Source organism: Fertoeibacter niger (genome assembly GCF_009380135.2).
Lineage (GTDB): Bacteria > Pseudomonadota > Alphaproteobacteria > Rhodobacterales > Rhodobacteraceae > Fertoeibacter > Fertoeibacter niger.
This window is the reverse complement of the sequence record NZ_WHUT02000020.1, coordinates 13,627-28,862: the sequence shown is the minus strand read 5'-3', so window position 1 is coordinate 28,862 and position 15,236 is coordinate 13,627. Positions and strand designations below refer to the sequence as shown.

Genomic DNA, 15,236 nt, shown 5'->3' with positions numbered 1-15,236 from the left:
CGGTGATACCGGCCCTTTTCCTTGCCTGAAAGGAGCGGCACCGGCCATTGTGCCGCCAAATGACTTCAGATCGGAGCCCTGTCATGCTGCGTGTCATAGTTGCCCTGTTCGCCTTGGTCCTTGCCGCGGCGGCGAATGCCCAAGCGACCCCGCCGACCCTGTTCGTGGGGCATACCGGGCCTGTCAACGCCGTCACTTATGGCGCCGAGGGGAAGACGATCCTGGCTGGGGGTAGTGACGGCACCGCTCGACTTTGGGACGCCGCGAAGGGGGCAGAAATCCAGCGCTTCAGCGGGCATGGGGGCGGTGTCCGCTCCGTCGCCTTCAGCCCGGACGGGCGGCAGGTGCTGACCGGGAGCGATGACGATACCGCCCGGCTGTGGGACGCCGCATCGGGTGCAGAGGTCCGGCGCTTCACCGGGCATGGGAACGTCGTGTGGTCCGTCGCCTTCAGTCCGGACGGGCGGCAGGTGCTGACTGGGGGCGGTGATGACACCGCCCGGCTGTGGGACGCCGCTACGGGGGCAGAGGTCCGGCGCTTCACCGGGCACAAGAGTTTTGTCATGTCCGTCGCCTTCAGCCCGGACGGGCGGCAGGTGCTGACTGGGGGCGGTGATGACACCGCCCGGCTGTGGGACGCCGCCACGGGGGCGGGGGTCCTGCGCCTTGCCGGGCATGGGGGCACTGTCACCTCTGTCGCCTTCAGTCCGGACGGGAGGCAGGTGCTGACTGGAAGCTGGGACAACACCGCCCGGATGTGGGACGCCGCGACGGGGTTAGAGGTCCGCCGCTTTACCGGGCACGAGAACGGGATCAACTCCGTCGCATTCAGCCCAGATGGGTGGCAAGTGCTTACCGGGAGCTATGACGACACCGCCCGGCTGTGGGACGCCGCCACGGGGGTGGAGGTCCGGCGCTTCACCGGGCATGGGGGCTGGATCAACTCCGTCGCCTTCAGCCCGGACGGGCGGCACGTTCTGACCGGGAGCGATGACGACACCGCCCGGCTGTGGGACGTCGCCACGGGGGAGGAGGTCCGGCGCTTCACCGGGCATGGGGGCTGGATCAACTCCGTCGCCTTCAGCCCGGACGGGCGGCAGGTGCTGACCGGGGGCATTGATGACACAGCCCGGCTGTGGGATGCCGCCACGGGGGAGGAGGTCCGGCGCTTCACCGGGCATGGGGGCTGGATCAACTCCGTCGCCATCAGCCCGGACGGGCGGCACGTTCTGACCGGGAGCGATGACCACACCGCCCGGCTGTGGGATGACGACACGGGGGCGGAGGTCAGGCGCTTCACCGGGCATGGCAACGACGTCCGCACCGTCGCCTTCAGCCCGGACGGGCGGCAGGTGCTGACCGGGGGCATTGATGACACAGCCCGGCTGTGGGATGCCGCCACGGGGGCGGAGGTCAGGCGCTTCACCGGGCATGGCAACGGCGTCCGCACCGTCGCCTTCAGCCCGGACGGGCGGCAGGTGCTGACCGGGGGCATTGATGACACAGCCCGGCTGTGGGATGCCGCCACGGGGGCGGAGGTCAGGCGCTTCACCGGGCATGGGGGCTGGATCAACTCCGTCGCCTTTAGCCCGGACGGGCGGCAGGTTCTGACCTTGGACAGCACCGCCCGACTGTGGGACGCCGCGACGGGGGAGGAGGTGCGGCGCTTCACCGGGCAGGGGGGCGACGTCAGCTCCGTCGCCTTCAGCCCGGACGGGCGGCAGGTGCTGACCGGAAGCTATGACAAAATCGCCCGGCTGTGGGACGCCGCGACGGGGCAGGAGCTTGCGCGCTTCGATCACCTGCTGCCGCTAAATGCCGTGGCCTTTGCGCCTGATGGCCGGTCGATGCTGACAGGTGGCGGGGATGGCATTGCCCGGCTCTGGCCGCTCGACCGGCAATTCTGGCCGCCGGAACCGCCGTTCACCGCCACGCCGCGCCCCCGCGCGCTCGCTCTTATCATCGGCAACCGCACCTATACCCGCGGCGCGCCCGAGGTCGCATATGCCCATAACGATGCCGACGCCTTTTACACCCTGTTCACAGAAGTGATGGGCTTCGATCCGCAGAAGGTGATCCTGCGCAAGGAGGTGGGGTCCGTCGAATTCCAGGAGCTGTTCGGATCGGATCAGGTGCCGGGCCTGCTCGACAGCCTCGCCGAGTTCGTGGACGAGATCTTTGTCGTCTATATCGGCCATGGCGCACCGGGTTTCGACCGCGATGGCAGGCCGATCCCCTATGTGCTGCCGGTGGACGTGTCCGGCGCCAACCCGGCGCTCGGCGGCATGGCCCTGTCCGACCTGACGGACCGGTTGGCGGCGCTTCAGGTGCCACAAGTGACGCTGATCCTCGATGCCTGCTTTTCGGGCCTGTCGCACGCCGGTCCGGTTGTTCCGCAGGCCTCGCCGTTCGGCGTCGGCTTTGCCGAACCTTTGGTGACGGCCAACCTGACGGTGATCAGCGCAACGGCCTTTGACGAGCCGCAATATGCCAGTTGGCTGGATACCGAAAAGCACAGCGCGCTGAGCTATTTTGCTCTGCGCGGGCTCTATGGAGAGGCTGATGAAAAAGGCGACGCAGACGGTCGGGTCACCATCCGAGAGTTTGAGGCCTATGTTCGGGAACAGGTAACCTTTTCGGTCCTGTCGCGGCTTCAGCGACGGCAGTCGCCGCACCTCAGCCATTCCGGCGAGAACATCACGATGGTCGATTTCAGCCGGTCCGAGGGTCGGCCTGAGTTCCGCGCGACGGGTTTGAAATGATCGTAGGGGGCCAAGGCCACGGCGCCAGCCATCAGGAGGATCGGACATGAACGGTATCGGATCGACACGCGAAGTTCGGGAGGCCTGCAGGGCGCGGCGCGATTGGCAGGCCCTGCGTCGGAGGCTGGCTACGCTGTGCCTCATCCTGATCCTTGGCGTCACTCGCGCTCTGCCCACGGTCGCACAGGGTCTGCGGGACGACGTGCTCGTGCTTGCCATCGGCAATTCGCGCTACAAGTCCGACGGACGCAGCGACGCGCCGGACGTGCCCTATGCCGGAAATGACGCCAAAGCGTTCGCCGGGGTCTGGACTACGAAATATGGCGTGGTCACCGATCAAGTCTCGGTTCGCGAGAATTTCACCCTGTCCAACCTGCGTGCCCTGTTCGGGACCGAGACGGCGCCCGAAGGGCAACTGCACAAGTCGCTTCCCAAGTCAGTGCGGACGGTAATCGTGTTCTTTTCGGGCCACGGCGTTCCCGGCAGCATCCGGGCGCAGGACCTTGGCGGCAGCCAGCCTTTCCTTCTTCCGGTGGACGGCACGGCCGGGGCGCCGGAACAGACGGCCTATCCGCTCAGCGACCTCGTCGCGGCGCTGGCTCGGCTGCCGGTGGACAATGTGGTTTTGGTGCTCGACGCCTGCTTCACCGGGCTGACGCCAGCGCCGGAAGCCACCATGGTCGAGGGGTCGTCAGCCGGTTTTGGCGTGGCCTTCGCGGCGGTGAAGACACCGGCAAAGGTCGCCATACTTTCGGCCACGAGTCGCGACGGGAACCAATTCGCCAACTGGCTGGACGACCGCAAACATGGCGCCTTCACCTGGCACCTGCTCGAAGGGTTGCGTGGGGCCGCCGACCGCAATCGCGACCGCGACATGATGCTGCATGAGCTTTTCGGCTATGTCGACGACCGGCTTTCGGTGGCAAATCTGCGGCAGCCACCGGGGCGCGCGCAGAACCCCAACCTCAACCCGCCTCAGGCCGACCTCCTTCTCGCCGTCCTTCCGGACGTGCGCGAACAGGACGTGGTCGCTGATGGCGTTCTGACGACGCAACCGCCAGTTTTGCCAGCACCAGAAGCGTGGGGCAGTTCAAATTTGGAATCAATTCTAGAACAGATTGGGGGCGCTGTTTGGATCGGGCCAGTTACACAGCCATCCTCAAGAACGAACTATTCCATGCGACTTCGACTTGAAGCTGGGGAAGTCAAAGTTGACTATCCAGAGCTATCGTGCGGTGGACACTGGACCCTTGTTGAAGTTACCGGATCAACTTCAAAGTTCAGAGAGTCAATTGACTATGGACAGGGGAGATGCGTGAACGATGGCGATGTGTTGTTGCGTGCACGGACTGTATCTGAAATCTACTTTGAGTGGAATAGAAGAGAGAATGAACGACGCGAAGCCTGGGCAACCCTGCGGCCAGAATAGATGCCATCGAGATAGTCTTTCGCGACTCAGATACAAAAGAAAGTCTCAGGAAGATTCAATTCTACCTCGGGAGTTCGGAGATCGTACGGCGACTGTCACAAAGAAGGTTGTGATTCGTGGTGGAGGGACGAACCTCAAGCGCATCACAGAATTAGGTAAGTGGACATGCTATTGCGCTTCCTCTGCCGTGCGCCATGGCAAGGGCCCGACTGTCAAGAACGAGATCTTCGGCAATGCCCATCAAGGGATCGGCATCAGGACCGGCGCCGCCCACGTCGTACGTGCCAACGTGGTGAAAGGGAACAAGCAGGCAGGCATTTGCATTTATGACGGCTGCCTTGGCAAAATCCATAACGACGATCTGCGCGGCAACATCGGAAGCGGACTTCAGATCGAGAGTACCGCAGGCGCATCACGGGCGCGCGATAACAAGCAATATCGGTTCGATGATTGCTGTCGCAGGTGTCGTCGGCTACTTTAAGGCCTGTAAATGCAGGATGAGACATGTCTCGACAGATCGAAGGTGCCCTTGCACAAAGCGCGCAGATACTGCTCGATTTCGAGGCGGTCAGCGAGGAACATGGCCTCGGCCGGGAAGAGCGCATGAAGCTCGCGCTGATCCTGGTCGGCACAGACCGGCGAAACACATCGCTTTGGCGGCTAGCCACTCAACTGCGCCATGCGAGTCTGACGGTTGGCGGATTTGGCAGCTTCGATCCGTTGATCGAGGTCTTTCTGCGGCGCAAGGTCCGCATTGGCCGCATCGAGGCGGCCCTGTTCAGCTTCCTGCTTGGCATGGACTCCTACGCGCACTTTCCCGCCGTCGCCGCCGCCTGCGATCCGCTGCTTTCGCCTCGGGGCAAGGATGATGTCCTGATCAGGGACGCCACCAATGCCATGGCGCGTGCGCTGGACGCCTATCGCCGGGAACATTTGCCGCTCGACAGCATGCGCCAGAGCTTCACCGAGATCCGGCGCTATCTCGACACAAAGGACGGCGCCGCAGGTTATCCCGGACCGGGCGATGTCTTGCGGTTCTGGCAGCAGCACGGATCGAGAGAGACCGGGCGGTGGATCGAGTATTCCACCTGCCTCACCGGCATGATGAACTTCCTTCAGGACTACGAGGCGCAATCCAGCGCGGCCTCCGGCAAATCTATGTCGGAAAAATCCGATACCGAAGACGGCGAGGGCACATCTATCGCAGATCGCCTGGCCAGCACATCGGAGGACATCGAAGATACCTCACATTCGCCGGAACTGCTGTATCCCCTGCCTCCGAGCGAAGGGTTCGAAGCGGTGATCGAGGCCCTCACCGAGATCGAAACCGCCGGGACGGCTGCGTTCCAGAAGGTGCAGATCGAATTGCTGGCGAAGCTGGCGCGCTATGGCCGCTTCGCCCTCATCTGGCCGCAAGACATTCTGATCGATCTGGCCTTTTCCGGCTGCCAGCAGAAGGTCATCCAGAACCTTCGCGACCTGAACCGCGCAAGACGGACCGACGATGCCAGTCTGGCAGACCGCGCGCTCGCGGGTATGCGGGAGGGCCTCGCCAGCCTGACCGCGTCGACATATGAGGACGTGGTGGACCAGCTTGACGAAGTAGTGCGCCACGCGAGCGATGTCTATCAGTGGATTCTTTGCAACAGGCACCCGGGCGATCCCGAGAGCAGCCCTGAACCTTCCATTATCCCTTTAGAGGTAAGCAGGAGACTCGCTCCGATGTGGAAAAGAAAAGGGTTTGCTGGCCGTGACGGGGCCGACATTCGCGCAGAGCTCTCCAAGCTCGAGGAGCCTCTGGACAAAATCGTCCCGCGACTGGGCGCTATTGCACGGGCGTTACGAAATCAGGTTGGCAAAGGCGACGAAGGCCAGTTTCAGCAAAACCGGGCCGATTTCGCGGCAAAACTTGACGCTCTTTACGGTCAGGAGATCCGTTAGATGTCGGATGCAGACAAAAGCCCGGGCGGAATGCTCTTTGCGCGACTTCAGATCGCGGACATGCTTTCATCCGGATCGCCCGACAGCCCCCCGAAATCGGCGGTCGGGGCACGGAGGATCGTCGAATACGCACACCGCCCTGCAGGGCATGCCTTCTTCGAAAGCGATGTTGAACGTTTGATCCGTAACAGCGCTGGCGCGCGAGCGCTTTACATGCGCGCTTTGGCCGCCAAAGGAGCCGTGTCGCAGCGCGCGGCGGCGGCTGCGAGCGACGACGAAATCGTCAGGAAGATCGGGGATCATGAACTTCGCCTTGTGCGTCGGGATGGGCAGAACGATTATCTGGTGATCGAACTGGGCCATGATTCAGTGCCGTCCGTTATCGAACTGCGACGCGACGACGGGTCCGCCGTTCGATTGGCCCTGCCCGAGCCAATGAATGGCTTCGTGCAACTCGGCCTCGATCCTAGGTTTGAGGACCTGAAGCAAATGTCGGAGCTGCTCGCGGACCCGCACACCGCAATCTTTTTGGGTTGAGGGCCAGTAATGAAGGTTGCCGTCTTCGTCCCAACAACCATCGGTGCCTGCTTGGTCGATAGCATCCGCAAGCTGTCCGGCCCAATCCCTAACAGCACGGTGCTGCCTGTTGACGGGCACTCCCAGTTGCAGATGTCGAAAGATTACAATGACATGATGCGCCCTGGCGGCGTTGTGGCGACTGCGGTGGGGGCGTCCGGCGAGGTTTTCGAACTTCGAATTAGGGGCGAGATCGATATGGGTCGATCTTGGGAACTCCCGGTCGCATTGGCGCACAGGTTGCACAGGCTCGGGCATCAGTTCGCTCCGCCAGAGGAGGCCGAGGCCCTGATCTGGGCGACAGGCAAGCTTGGGTCCGACGCGCGCGCCATCGTGCTCGAAGAAAAGGACGGGTATTGTATCGCCGCCAAACTGGCGGCGGACAAAACGCGATTGAGCGCCACCGTCGGTTTGCGGCGGCTCTTTCTCTTTCCGTTGCGCGTACCGCCTGAGGCCATGAACGTGGTGGCCCCGGAAGACGACAGTAGTGCGGTTGCCGATCTGGAAGAGGCCATCAAACGCTTGGACGCTTTTGTTCTGGGTGGCCGAATAGGTCCGGCAGCTCCAACCAATCGGCTCAGGCATCGGAAATTCGCAGCAGTCATTGCCTCGGTCGCGTGTCTGATCGCGGTTGGCGTTGCAACCTACAGTAATTCTTGGGGTGGCTATGCGTGGCCTCAACCCAAAGACGAACTGACTGTCCCTGTGACAACAGAACTAGACGACCCCCTTAAGGAAAGCCCGCCGGTAGCCGCAGCACCGTTTCGGCTGGTCGAGATCCGGCCGCTTCCCGGAGAGAGTTGCGCAAATGCAGGCCCGGAACTTACGCGGTCAGTCGAAACAAAGCTAGAGGCGATGGGTGGACGGTTTCCCGACAGCGCAGCGGATAAGCTTTGCGCGATCCGCCTCGAACCGACACAAACGGCCTTGGTGGTTTTCGTCACCTTTTCTGAGGCGCTACTCGACGGCGTTGTGCCGTCGCAACGGTCTCGGGCCGAACGTCGTCTGCCGGGGCTTGCCGAAACGCCCCTAAACCTGACCGACACGTTAAGGGCGTCGCAGGAGCCGATCAAACACATCATGACCGTCCGGACAACGGATGGTTTGACCACAACTTTTGCGCATCATGTCGTCCCGGGGGCCGCGCCATGAAGCTGCCCGTTCGGGAAATGAACGCGCCGCACATTCTGAACTCATTCCGAAAACTGTCCATCGAATGCGGTGCAGGCATCTATCCTCTGGAAATTGATCGCTTCATTTTCCGCGGTTGGGCGATTTCGATCCTGAGCCAACCATCTTCCAGATAGGGGCTGATACCCCGCCGCGAACGCCCGGCCAACCGGTCAAGCGAGCAAAAATGAGGAGTAGATGTCATGCGCTGGATACAATCTGGAACCTTGGCCGTCCTGTTGGCCTTTGGGGCGGTATCCGCTTCCGCAGCCGCCGAAGACGTGGATGAAATCAACGCCATCATTCGCTCGCTTGCTCCGATCATTGGGCAAACCGAATCATTGCCCGCTCCGACGACCCAACGCACACCCAGCTTGCCTCCTGTGCAGATCAATCCGGTACTTCCAACGGCTCCACAACCGACCGTGTCGGTCAGGGTGATCGAGGTACAGACACCGCAAATCTCAATTGTCATCGCCCCCGAACGGTCGATCGAGCTGGAAGTCTATTTCGAGAAGAATAGTGCGCAATTGAGCGGTACGTCCACCGCCACACTGGAACTGGTAGCCAAGGCCCTTGAGTCCGAAGAACTTCGGGATTCCCGGTTTCTGATAGCGGGGCACACCGATGCCAGCGGGACCGCCGACTACAACCGTTCGCTTTCCCAGCGACGATCAGATGCAGTACGCAATCATATCTTGCGGAACTTTCGGGTAAAGCCGGAACGCCTGATCGCTCATGGCTTCGGGGAGGACTGGCTGAAGACCCCGGATATCCCATCCGCTGCAGTTAATCGCCGCGTAGAGATCATCCTGATCGTCGGCGGGTCCTGAGCCGTTGCGTCGCCTGAGCGACAAGCCATCCCGTCGGAAATACTCAGACCTTGCAACGCGACGCAACGGCAAGGTCATGCTAAGAACGACCTGTAGATTTTGACCCACTGGCGGGTCCAAGACGAGGCCTGATTCCCGCTCTTTGAACTGGATTGGAGAGAATAATGCGCTTCCGACTTCTGAACTTGGCTCTTGCCGCGATGCTTACCCTGGTACCGGTCGCGGTTGCGGCCGACCAGCCCACTATGCTGATCATGGGTGAAGACGCCGACACCGACACCGTTCCTCGCAATTCGCGGATATTCACGCGTGTTGTGGCCGCCCTGCAAGAACAGGTTCAAGTTCGGGGCTTCAAAGTCTACGATGAGACCGCCCTGTCCAAGGACATCACCGACCCTGGTCGGGTGCGCCGCACCGATGCCGAGTTGTTGACGCTTGCGGAACGCCTTGGCCCGCCACCGATCGACGTCGTACTGGCATTTCAGATCTTTGCCTCGGCCGACACTGCCAATGCGCTCGGCATCTCTGATCTCCGGATTCGCGTGTCGGGTCGGATGCTCAATGTGGCGACGGGTGAGGCGCTGGGGAATTACGAGGTTGCCTATCGTCCGGGCGAGCTTCCGCCGCTGCCTGCCCAATGCGACCGCGAATGTGTGATCGAGCGGGTCGGTGATGAGGCTCGGCGCATCGCGGCCGATCTGGGTGCCGTGCTGGCCACCCGTCTTGACCAGCTTTCGCCGGTGGCGGACGCCGCAACTCTCGAAGAGGTCTATGGTGCCAAGGTGTCCTGCGCGGGGCTGACCACAGCCTACGAGGTGTCGCTGCGCGGCTTTGACAATGCCGAGATGAACCAGATCAACGAACATCTGATCAGCTTCTCGGGCTACAAGGCGCATCGGCCGCTGCGGTCGGACAGCGTGCAGACCGATTATTGGTACGAAACCTGCGGCGACTTTGCCCGGCTGATGCAGAACCTGCGCCTGATGGCCGAAATCATGAATGTCGAGGTGCGGGTCGCTTCGATCAGCAATCGGCTTGAGGTTGAGCGGCTGGGGCCACTGCAAAGCCGCTGACAGATCGGATCGAACCCTTGGGAAAGGAGACAAGCAATGGCAGTAGACTCCCGACATTGTTTAAAGGCCACTAGAGGAAAGGGCTGGGTCGCCATGGCAGTGAGCTTGGCGTTTTGGCTCCTCTCCGACCTGCCTTCAGCAGCGCAGGAGATTGCGAGGTTCATCGGGCATGCGGACTTTCTTCGATCCGTCGCCTTCGGTCCAAACGGCGACCGGGTACTTACTGGTAGTGGGGAGGGAGTTGCCCTGCTTTGGGATATCGCAACCGAAGCGGAAATCCGGCGCTTCGTCGTTCATGTGGGCGGAGTACACGCTGTCGCCTTCAACCTAGACGGCACCCGATTGTTAACAGGGGGCTCCGACAATATCGTGCGGCTATGGGACGCCGCAACGGGGGCAGAGGTCCAGCGCTTCACCGGGCATGGGCATTGGGTCACCTCGGTTGCCTTCAGCACGGACGGGCGGCAGCTGCTGAGCGGGAGCATGGACGACACCGCCCGGCTCTGGGACGCCGCCACCGGCACGGAGATTAGACGCTTCACCGGGCATCGGGACGGGGTCACCTCGGTTGCCTTCAGTCCGGACGGAGCTTGGCTGCTGACCGGGAGCATCGACAACACTGCGCGACTCTGGGACGCCGCCAACGGTACAGAGATCAGGCGCTTCACCGGGCATGGGGATATTGTCCGCTCGGTCGCCTTCAGCCCGGACGGGCAGCAAGTGCTGACCGGGAGCGCTGACAAAACCGCTCGGCTGTGGAACGTCGCCACTGGGGCAGAAATCCGGCTCTTCAACGGGCATGGAAACGAGGTCATGTCCGTTGCCTTCAGCTCGAACGGCGCCCAGGTGCTGACAGGTAGCTGGGACGACACCGCGCGGCTCTGGGACACCGCCACTGGTGCGGAGATTATGCTCCTCACCGGGCACGACGAGAATGTCAACTCCGTTGCCTTCAGCCCGGACGGGCGGAAGATCCTGACAGGAAGTTCGGACAACACTGCACGGCTATGGGCAATCCCTGAAGAACTGTTGCCCATCACCGCACTCCTGGACCCTGTGGAATCCGCTGCGACGGTAATCCCACCGGCACCGGATTTGATTCCGATTCAGCCCCGGACCGACGTCTTGGCGCTTATTATCGGCAACCATCGCTATCAGGCCGGAGTGCCGACGGTGGATTTCGCCGACCGCGATGCCGAGGCGATGCATCGCCTGCTGGTCGAACGACTCGGCTTTCCATCCTCCAATGTCCGCGTTCTGTCCGACATGACGCTCAGCCAGATGCAGCAGTGGTTCGGCACCGCCGAGGTGCCGCGCGGCATTCTGCACGATGTCATCCCGTCGGACATCACCGAACTGCTGATCTACTACTCCGGCCACGGCGTGCCGGGCCCCAGTTCGGGCCGCGCGCCATCGCCGTTTTTGCTGCCGGTCGACGGACTGCCGGGAAGGCCCGAGCTGACTGCCTACCCGCTGGACACACTGCTGAGTAACCTAGCCGGTGTTCCGGTCGAACGCGTGTCGGTCTTCCTCGACGCCTGCTTTACCGGGGCCACTCCGGCCGGAACGCTGCAAACTTCGACTTCGGGCTCCTTCGCCGTCGGTGTCGCCCGGCCCGACATCGCGACAAACGTTTTTGTTCTGTCAGCCACCGGTTTCGAAGAGGAAGGGCGGGCGCAAATGGCGCACTGGCTGACCGAAGAAAAGCACGGCGCATTCACCTGGCATCTGATGGCGGCGCTGGACGGCGCGGCCAACAGCAACGGCGATGCGGCCATCACGATGGCCGAACTGCACGCCCATGTGCGGGACGCCCTGCGCCGCGAAGCGTTCTCGGGCCGCATCGGACCGCAAAGCCCGACGCTGGAAGGCACGAATGACGAGGACCCGGTGGTCGTCCGACTGCTCGGAGACAATTGATGCGGCGGCCTGTGCGGGGAGCGTGTGTCTTCGCGCTGGTGTGCGGGATCGCGTCCGGCGCGGGCGTCGCAAAAGCAGAGGATGCCCGGATCGGCGCACCGCTGTCGCAGGCCATAGCCCAACTCGTCCATAACTACTACGACGACAAACACTGGACGCAATGCGTTGTCGCTTCGGAACCCGGTCCGCGGCTCCTGATGTTGCAGGGCTTGGTGCCCGGTCGATCCGCACTGTTCGATCACGAACTGCGCGCCCTGTCCGCAGAGATCGCGCGGGGTGTCGGCACCGTGCAACAGATCGTGTTCACCGATCGCCGCGCCACCTATGAGGCCGTCACTGGCGAAAGTGACTATGCCGCTTTTCACCAAACGCGGCAGACAGAGACACCGACCTTCAAGCTCGATGTCCGCGCAAGGCGTGTCGATGGGAACACTGCCCATCTGGACCTCACGCTTGAGAGCCTCGGACGCGCCGGGGGCTATGGATGTACGATTCCAAGCCAGATGGCCGTCAATCTCACGGACTTCGGGGTGGTCTCGCTTCGGCCACCGAACGACAGCTTGCGGACATTTGAGATGGCTTTGGCGGAGTTTTTGGCTGGCCATACCGACATACTTGTCCCGGAGACCAGTGTTGCGCTGGCCTTCTCAACCAGGGCCTTCCGCTGCACCGAGTCCAAGGCACTTGACGCTGCCTTTGCCGTTACATTCACCGAGGCGATGCGGCGACAGATTGCCGCTCTGGACACCGGCGTTCGGATGCAAAGCCCCGCCAGTATTTCTTTGGCCGCCGAAATCACACCGTTCACAGAAGACCCCGGAATCGTGCTGCTGGACCTTACACTGCTGCATCGGGGAGAACCTGCTGCCAGTGCGGTTTACACAGTCGTTCTTGATCCCGGCATGCGTCGCGTAGCTGTATCGAGTGCGTGCGTTGGCGAAATGCCGAGTGTCGGCAGTTCTATAATTGGAGAGCGCGAGGTTCGACCGGCACCTATCCAGGTCGATGGATCACTGCCCCACCGCGAACGCAAGCTTCCAATTCTTGCGCCTGACGCGCCTCAATCAGATGATCACGAGCCAATCGAGTTTCAGAAATGAAGGATCGACATATGTCAAGACTGAGCGGTTTCGCCCTGACCCTGTGTGCGGTCAGCATCGGCAGTATTGTTCACGCCCAAGTAAGTGCGGAAGACCTTCGACCCGGGGTCATTCTCGACTTCTATCGCACAAACAATGACGGACAGGCGGCCGGTCGGTCGATCGCGACATTGATCTACGATGGTGCGGCGGAAATCGGATACCATGATGTTTTCTCACTCGAACCCGCCTTGAAGGGGTTTCAAGACAGGTTCTGGCTGATCAAGATGTCTGGTCTGTTGCAAATCATGCAAGACGGCGAGCAGACTTTTGTCACCTCGATTTCCAATAGCTCAAGAAACGATGCCAATTGCGGCGGTCGTTTTGATATCGACGAAGATCGGGTGGTCGATCTGAAGGAAGTTCAACTTCGTGGTGCCGTCGTCAATCAGCAATACGACACGACGATGTTGGCCGGGCTCTATCCATTCCGCGTCGAGTACTACTGCAATGCAGGCTCCACGGAGGAAATAAAATTCTCAATACTGCATCGCGGTCCGTTGGACCGGTTGCCGACAGTATTTTCCAAAGAGCAACTATTTTACATTGAAAAATAGGCTGCAAGGGGCGCTCGGTCCGCCGCCCCCTGCATCGGGTCAAAAGTCGTTCCTACGGCAGGTCCGAGACCAAGACCGGGTCCGCGCCTGATCGGAGTGACGGTGTCTGCTCGCGGTCTTCGCGCCGCAGGACGTCGCGGTAGACGCGATCACCCACGTAGTCATGCAGTTCCGACAACAGCAGCGTGCCGTCCTGGTCGAGGTCGGCCGCCCCCCTCAGACCGTCAAGCACATGCCATGTGAAGACGCCATGCTGGTTCGCGACGTCCCAATGGGCGTAATGCGGCTGATCGAAGGCGGTGGCGGCAAGGACCGAGACTTGAGCGCTTGTTTTCGGGCTGGCCACGGCGACGCCAAAGCTTGCCGAGACATTGGCGGGTTGTAGCGGACCGGCGGCGGACAGGCCCGAGAAGCAGGTATCGAGGAACACCGTGACCCTTTCGACCGGCAGCGCCTCAAGCTGTGCGATGAGGTGCGACAGGGCATAGCCGCCAAAGGCGGGCTCTTCTGGGGCCATGTCGACGGGCAGGAGATAGCCTTCGGCCAGACCGTCCTGGCTCAACAACGGCACGCCGTGGCCGGAATAGGCGATGTAGATCTCGTCGTAAAGCTTGGCGAGGCGGTAGAGGCGCCCCTGCGGTGAGGCCTGCGTCCCGAACAGGCGCTGCATGTCAAGGGAATTGGCGTTTTCGAACAGGAACAGGTTTTCCGGAGCGATGCCAAGGGTCTGCTCAAAAACATGCGCATAGGCCTGCGCATCGCGCAACGCGAAGTCGACATCAGGGGCATGTTCATAGCTGCTATTGCCGATGACGATGCCAAGGACGTTGGCGCGCTGCGGTCGCGGTGGTTCGGGAAGCAGGTCCGGAGGCAGGTCGAACAGCACCAGGCGCGCCTTGACGCCTTGCCCATAGAATGCTGTCGCAATTTGCCGCCCGTCCGGGCTGAAAGCGACGGAGGTGACCAAGTTTCCATGCCCAGTGAAGCGCCGGACCTCTTCGCCGGTCTCAGCGTCCCAAAGCCGTGTGGTGCCGTCTTCACCCCCGGTCAGCACTTGCCTCCCGCCCGGGCTGAATGCGACAGAGCGGACCCAGTCCCTATGCCCGGAAAAGCGCCGGACCTCTGCCCCTGTCTCGGCGTCCCATAGCCGGGCGGTATCGTCATCGCTCCCGGTCAGCACTTGCCGCCCATCCGGGCTGAAAGCAACAGAAAGGACAAAGCCTCCATGCCCGGTGAAATGCCGGACCTCCGCCCCCGTTGCGGCGTCCCACAGCCGGGCGGTGTCGTCATTGCCCCCAGTCAGCACCTGCCGTCCGTCCGGGCTGAAGGCGACGGAGGTGACACCAAACTCATGCCCGATGAAGCGCCGGACCTCTGCTCCCGTCGCTGCGTCCCACAGCCGGGCGGTGCTGTCCGCGCTCCCGGTAAGCACCCGCCGCCCGTCCGGGCTGAAGGCAACCGAGTTGACGTCGCCCTCATGCTTGGTGAAGCGCTGGACCTCTGCCCCGGTAGCGGCGTCCCACAGTCGGGCGATGGCGTCATAGCCCCCGGTAAGCACCTGCCGTTCGTCGGGGCTTAAGGCAACTGAGGAGACCGCGCCGCCATGCCCGGAGAAGCGCTGGATTTCTGCCCCCGTCGTGGCGTCCCACAGCCGGGCGGCGTTGTCGGTGCTCCCGGTCAGCACTTGCCGCCCGTCCGGGCTGAAGGCAAAGGAGAAGATTGCGCTGGTTTGCTCCACGAGGATGCGCTCTGCCCGGGCCATACCGCCGAACAGCAGCATCACGCAGATCGAAATTGTAACGATCAATAGTCTCATCTGGACGTCTCCCTTTACAA

The 15,236-nt window shown here is 62.1% G+C and carries 13 protein-coding genes; 12 read left to right on the top strand and 1 reads right to left on the bottom strand.

The annotated features are described in order from the left end of the window. Window positions 1-113 precede the first annotated feature (113 nt). The 12 genes from GEU84_RS20345 to GEU84_RS20290 all read left to right on the top strand — a co-directional run bounded on the left by GEU84_RS20345 (window position 114) and on the right by GEU84_RS20290 (window position 13,400). Window positions 114-2,762, top strand: coding sequence for a caspase family protein (locus tag GEU84_RS20345; protein ID WP_174540087.1), 2,649 nt, complete (start codon window positions 114-116; stop codon window positions 2,760-2,762). Window positions 2,763-2,808: 46 nt separating this feature from the next. After that, window positions 2,809-4,191 carry a caspase family protein gene (locus tag GEU84_RS20340; RefSeq protein ID WP_152828745.1) on the top strand — a complete coding sequence of 461 codons (1,383 nt, stop codon included), beginning with the start codon at window positions 2,809-2,811 and terminating at the stop codon, window positions 4,189-4,191. Beyond that, window positions 4,085-4,672: a right-handed parallel beta-helix repeat-containing protein gene (locus tag GEU84_RS21540; RefSeq protein ID WP_152828744.1), complete on the top strand. Its 588-nt coding sequence runs from the start codon at window positions 4,085-4,087 to the stop codon at window positions 4,670-4,672. Before GEU84_RS20340 ends, GEU84_RS21540 begins: the two co-directional genes overlap by 107 nt. 23 nt (window positions 4,673-4,695) lie before the next feature. Beyond that, a complete protein-coding gene (locus GEU84_RS20330) occupies window positions 4,696-6,132 on the top strand; it encodes a hypothetical protein (protein ID WP_152828743.1) in 1,437 nt (478 codons plus the stop codon). Next, a complete protein-coding gene (locus GEU84_RS20325) occupies window positions 6,133-6,669 on the top strand; it encodes a hypothetical protein (RefSeq protein WP_152828742.1) in 537 nt (178 codons plus the stop codon). 9 nt (window positions 6,670-6,678) lie between these two features. Further along, window positions 6,679-7,860, top strand: a complete 1,182-nt coding sequence (locus tag GEU84_RS20320) for a hypothetical protein (protein WP_152828741.1) — start codon at window positions 6,679-6,681, stop codon at window positions 7,858-7,860. Further along, window positions 7,857-8,015: a hypothetical protein gene (locus GEU84_RS20315; protein WP_174540085.1), complete on the top strand. Its 159-nt coding sequence runs from the start codon at window positions 7,857-7,859 to the stop codon at window positions 8,013-8,015. Before GEU84_RS20320 ends, GEU84_RS20315 begins: the two co-directional genes overlap by 4 nt. A gap of 66 nt (window positions 8,016-8,081) precedes the next feature. Then, the gene (locus tag GEU84_RS20310) at window positions 8,082-8,711 is read left to right on the top strand and encodes an OmpA family protein (RefSeq protein WP_152828740.1); all 630 of its coding nucleotides are present in this window, start codon (window positions 8,082-8,084) and stop codon (window positions 8,709-8,711) included. Between the two features lie 164 nt (window positions 8,712-8,875). After that, window positions 8,876-9,784, top strand: coding sequence for a hypothetical protein (locus GEU84_RS20305; RefSeq protein ID WP_152828739.1), 909 nt, complete (start codon window positions 8,876-8,878; stop codon window positions 9,782-9,784). Window positions 9,785-9,820: 36 nt separating this feature from the next. Continuing rightward, on the top strand, window positions 9,821-11,704 hold the full coding sequence (locus tag GEU84_RS20300; RefSeq protein ID WP_152828738.1) for a caspase family protein: 1,884 nt from the start codon (window positions 9,821-9,823) through the stop codon (window positions 11,702-11,704). Further along, window positions 11,704-12,804 (top strand): hypothetical protein, encoded by a 1,101-nt coding sequence (locus tag GEU84_RS20295; RefSeq protein ID WP_152828737.1) that lies wholly within the window; start codon window positions 11,704-11,706, stop codon window positions 12,802-12,804. The genes GEU84_RS20300 and GEU84_RS20295 overlap by 1 nt, the downstream gene beginning before the upstream one ends. Window positions 12,805-12,815: 11 nt before the next feature. Then, the gene (locus GEU84_RS20290; protein ID WP_174540083.1) at window positions 12,816-13,400 is read left to right on the top strand and encodes a PA14 domain-containing protein; all 585 of its coding nucleotides are present in this window, start codon (window positions 12,816-12,818) and stop codon (window positions 13,398-13,400) included. A gap of 52 nt (window positions 13,401-13,452) precedes the next feature. Here GEU84_RS20290 and GEU84_RS20285 read toward each other — a convergent pair whose 3' ends face one another. Continuing rightward, window positions 13,453-15,216: a caspase family protein gene (locus GEU84_RS20285; protein WP_152828735.1), complete on the bottom strand. Its 1,764-nt coding sequence runs from the start codon at window positions 15,214-15,216 to the stop codon at window positions 13,453-13,455. Between the last annotated feature and the right edge of the window lie 20 nt (window positions 15,217-15,236).

Excerpts from the sequence above, each read along its gene's own strand:
- GEU84_RS21540 (WP_152828744.1), top strand. The coding sequence starts at position 4,085 with ATGGCGATGTGTTGTTGCGTGCACGGACTGTATCTGAAATCTACTTTG.
- GEU84_RS20310 (WP_152828740.1), top strand. The coding sequence starts at position 8,082 with ATGCGCTGGATACAATCTGGAACCTTGGCCGTCCTGTTGGCCTTTGGG.
- GEU84_RS20290 (WP_174540083.1), top strand. The coding sequence starts at position 12,816 with ATGTCAAGACTGAGCGGTTTCGCCCTGACCCTGTGTGCGGTCAGCATC.
- GEU84_RS20285 (WP_152828735.1), bottom strand. The coding sequence starts at position 15,216 with ATGAGACTATTGATCGTTACAATTTCGATCTGCGTGATGCTGCTGTTC.
- GEU84_RS20295 (WP_152828737.1), top strand. The coding sequence starts at position 11,704 with ATGCGGCGGCCTGTGCGGGGAGCGTGTGTCTTCGCGCTGGTGTGCGGG.
- GEU84_RS20315 (WP_174540085.1), top strand. The coding sequence starts at position 7,857 with ATGAAGCTGCCCGTTCGGGAAATGAACGCGCCGCACATTCTGAACTCA.
- GEU84_RS20305 (WP_152828739.1), top strand. The coding sequence starts at position 8,876 with ATGCGCTTCCGACTTCTGAACTTGGCTCTTGCCGCGATGCTTACCCTG.
- GEU84_RS20300 (WP_152828738.1), top strand. The coding sequence starts at position 9,821 with ATGGCAGTAGACTCCCGACATTGTTTAAAGGCCACTAGAGGAAAGGGC.
- GEU84_RS20340 (WP_152828745.1), top strand. The coding sequence starts at position 2,809 with ATGAACGGTATCGGATCGACACGCGAAGTTCGGGAGGCCTGCAGGGCG.
- GEU84_RS20325 (WP_152828742.1), top strand. The coding sequence starts at position 6,133 with ATGTCGGATGCAGACAAAAGCCCGGGCGGAATGCTCTTTGCGCGACTT.
- GEU84_RS20320 (WP_152828741.1), top strand. The coding sequence starts at position 6,679 with ATGAAGGTTGCCGTCTTCGTCCCAACAACCATCGGTGCCTGCTTGGTC.
- GEU84_RS20330 (WP_152828743.1), top strand. The coding sequence starts at position 4,696 with ATGTCTCGACAGATCGAAGGTGCCCTTGCACAAAGCGCGCAGATACTG.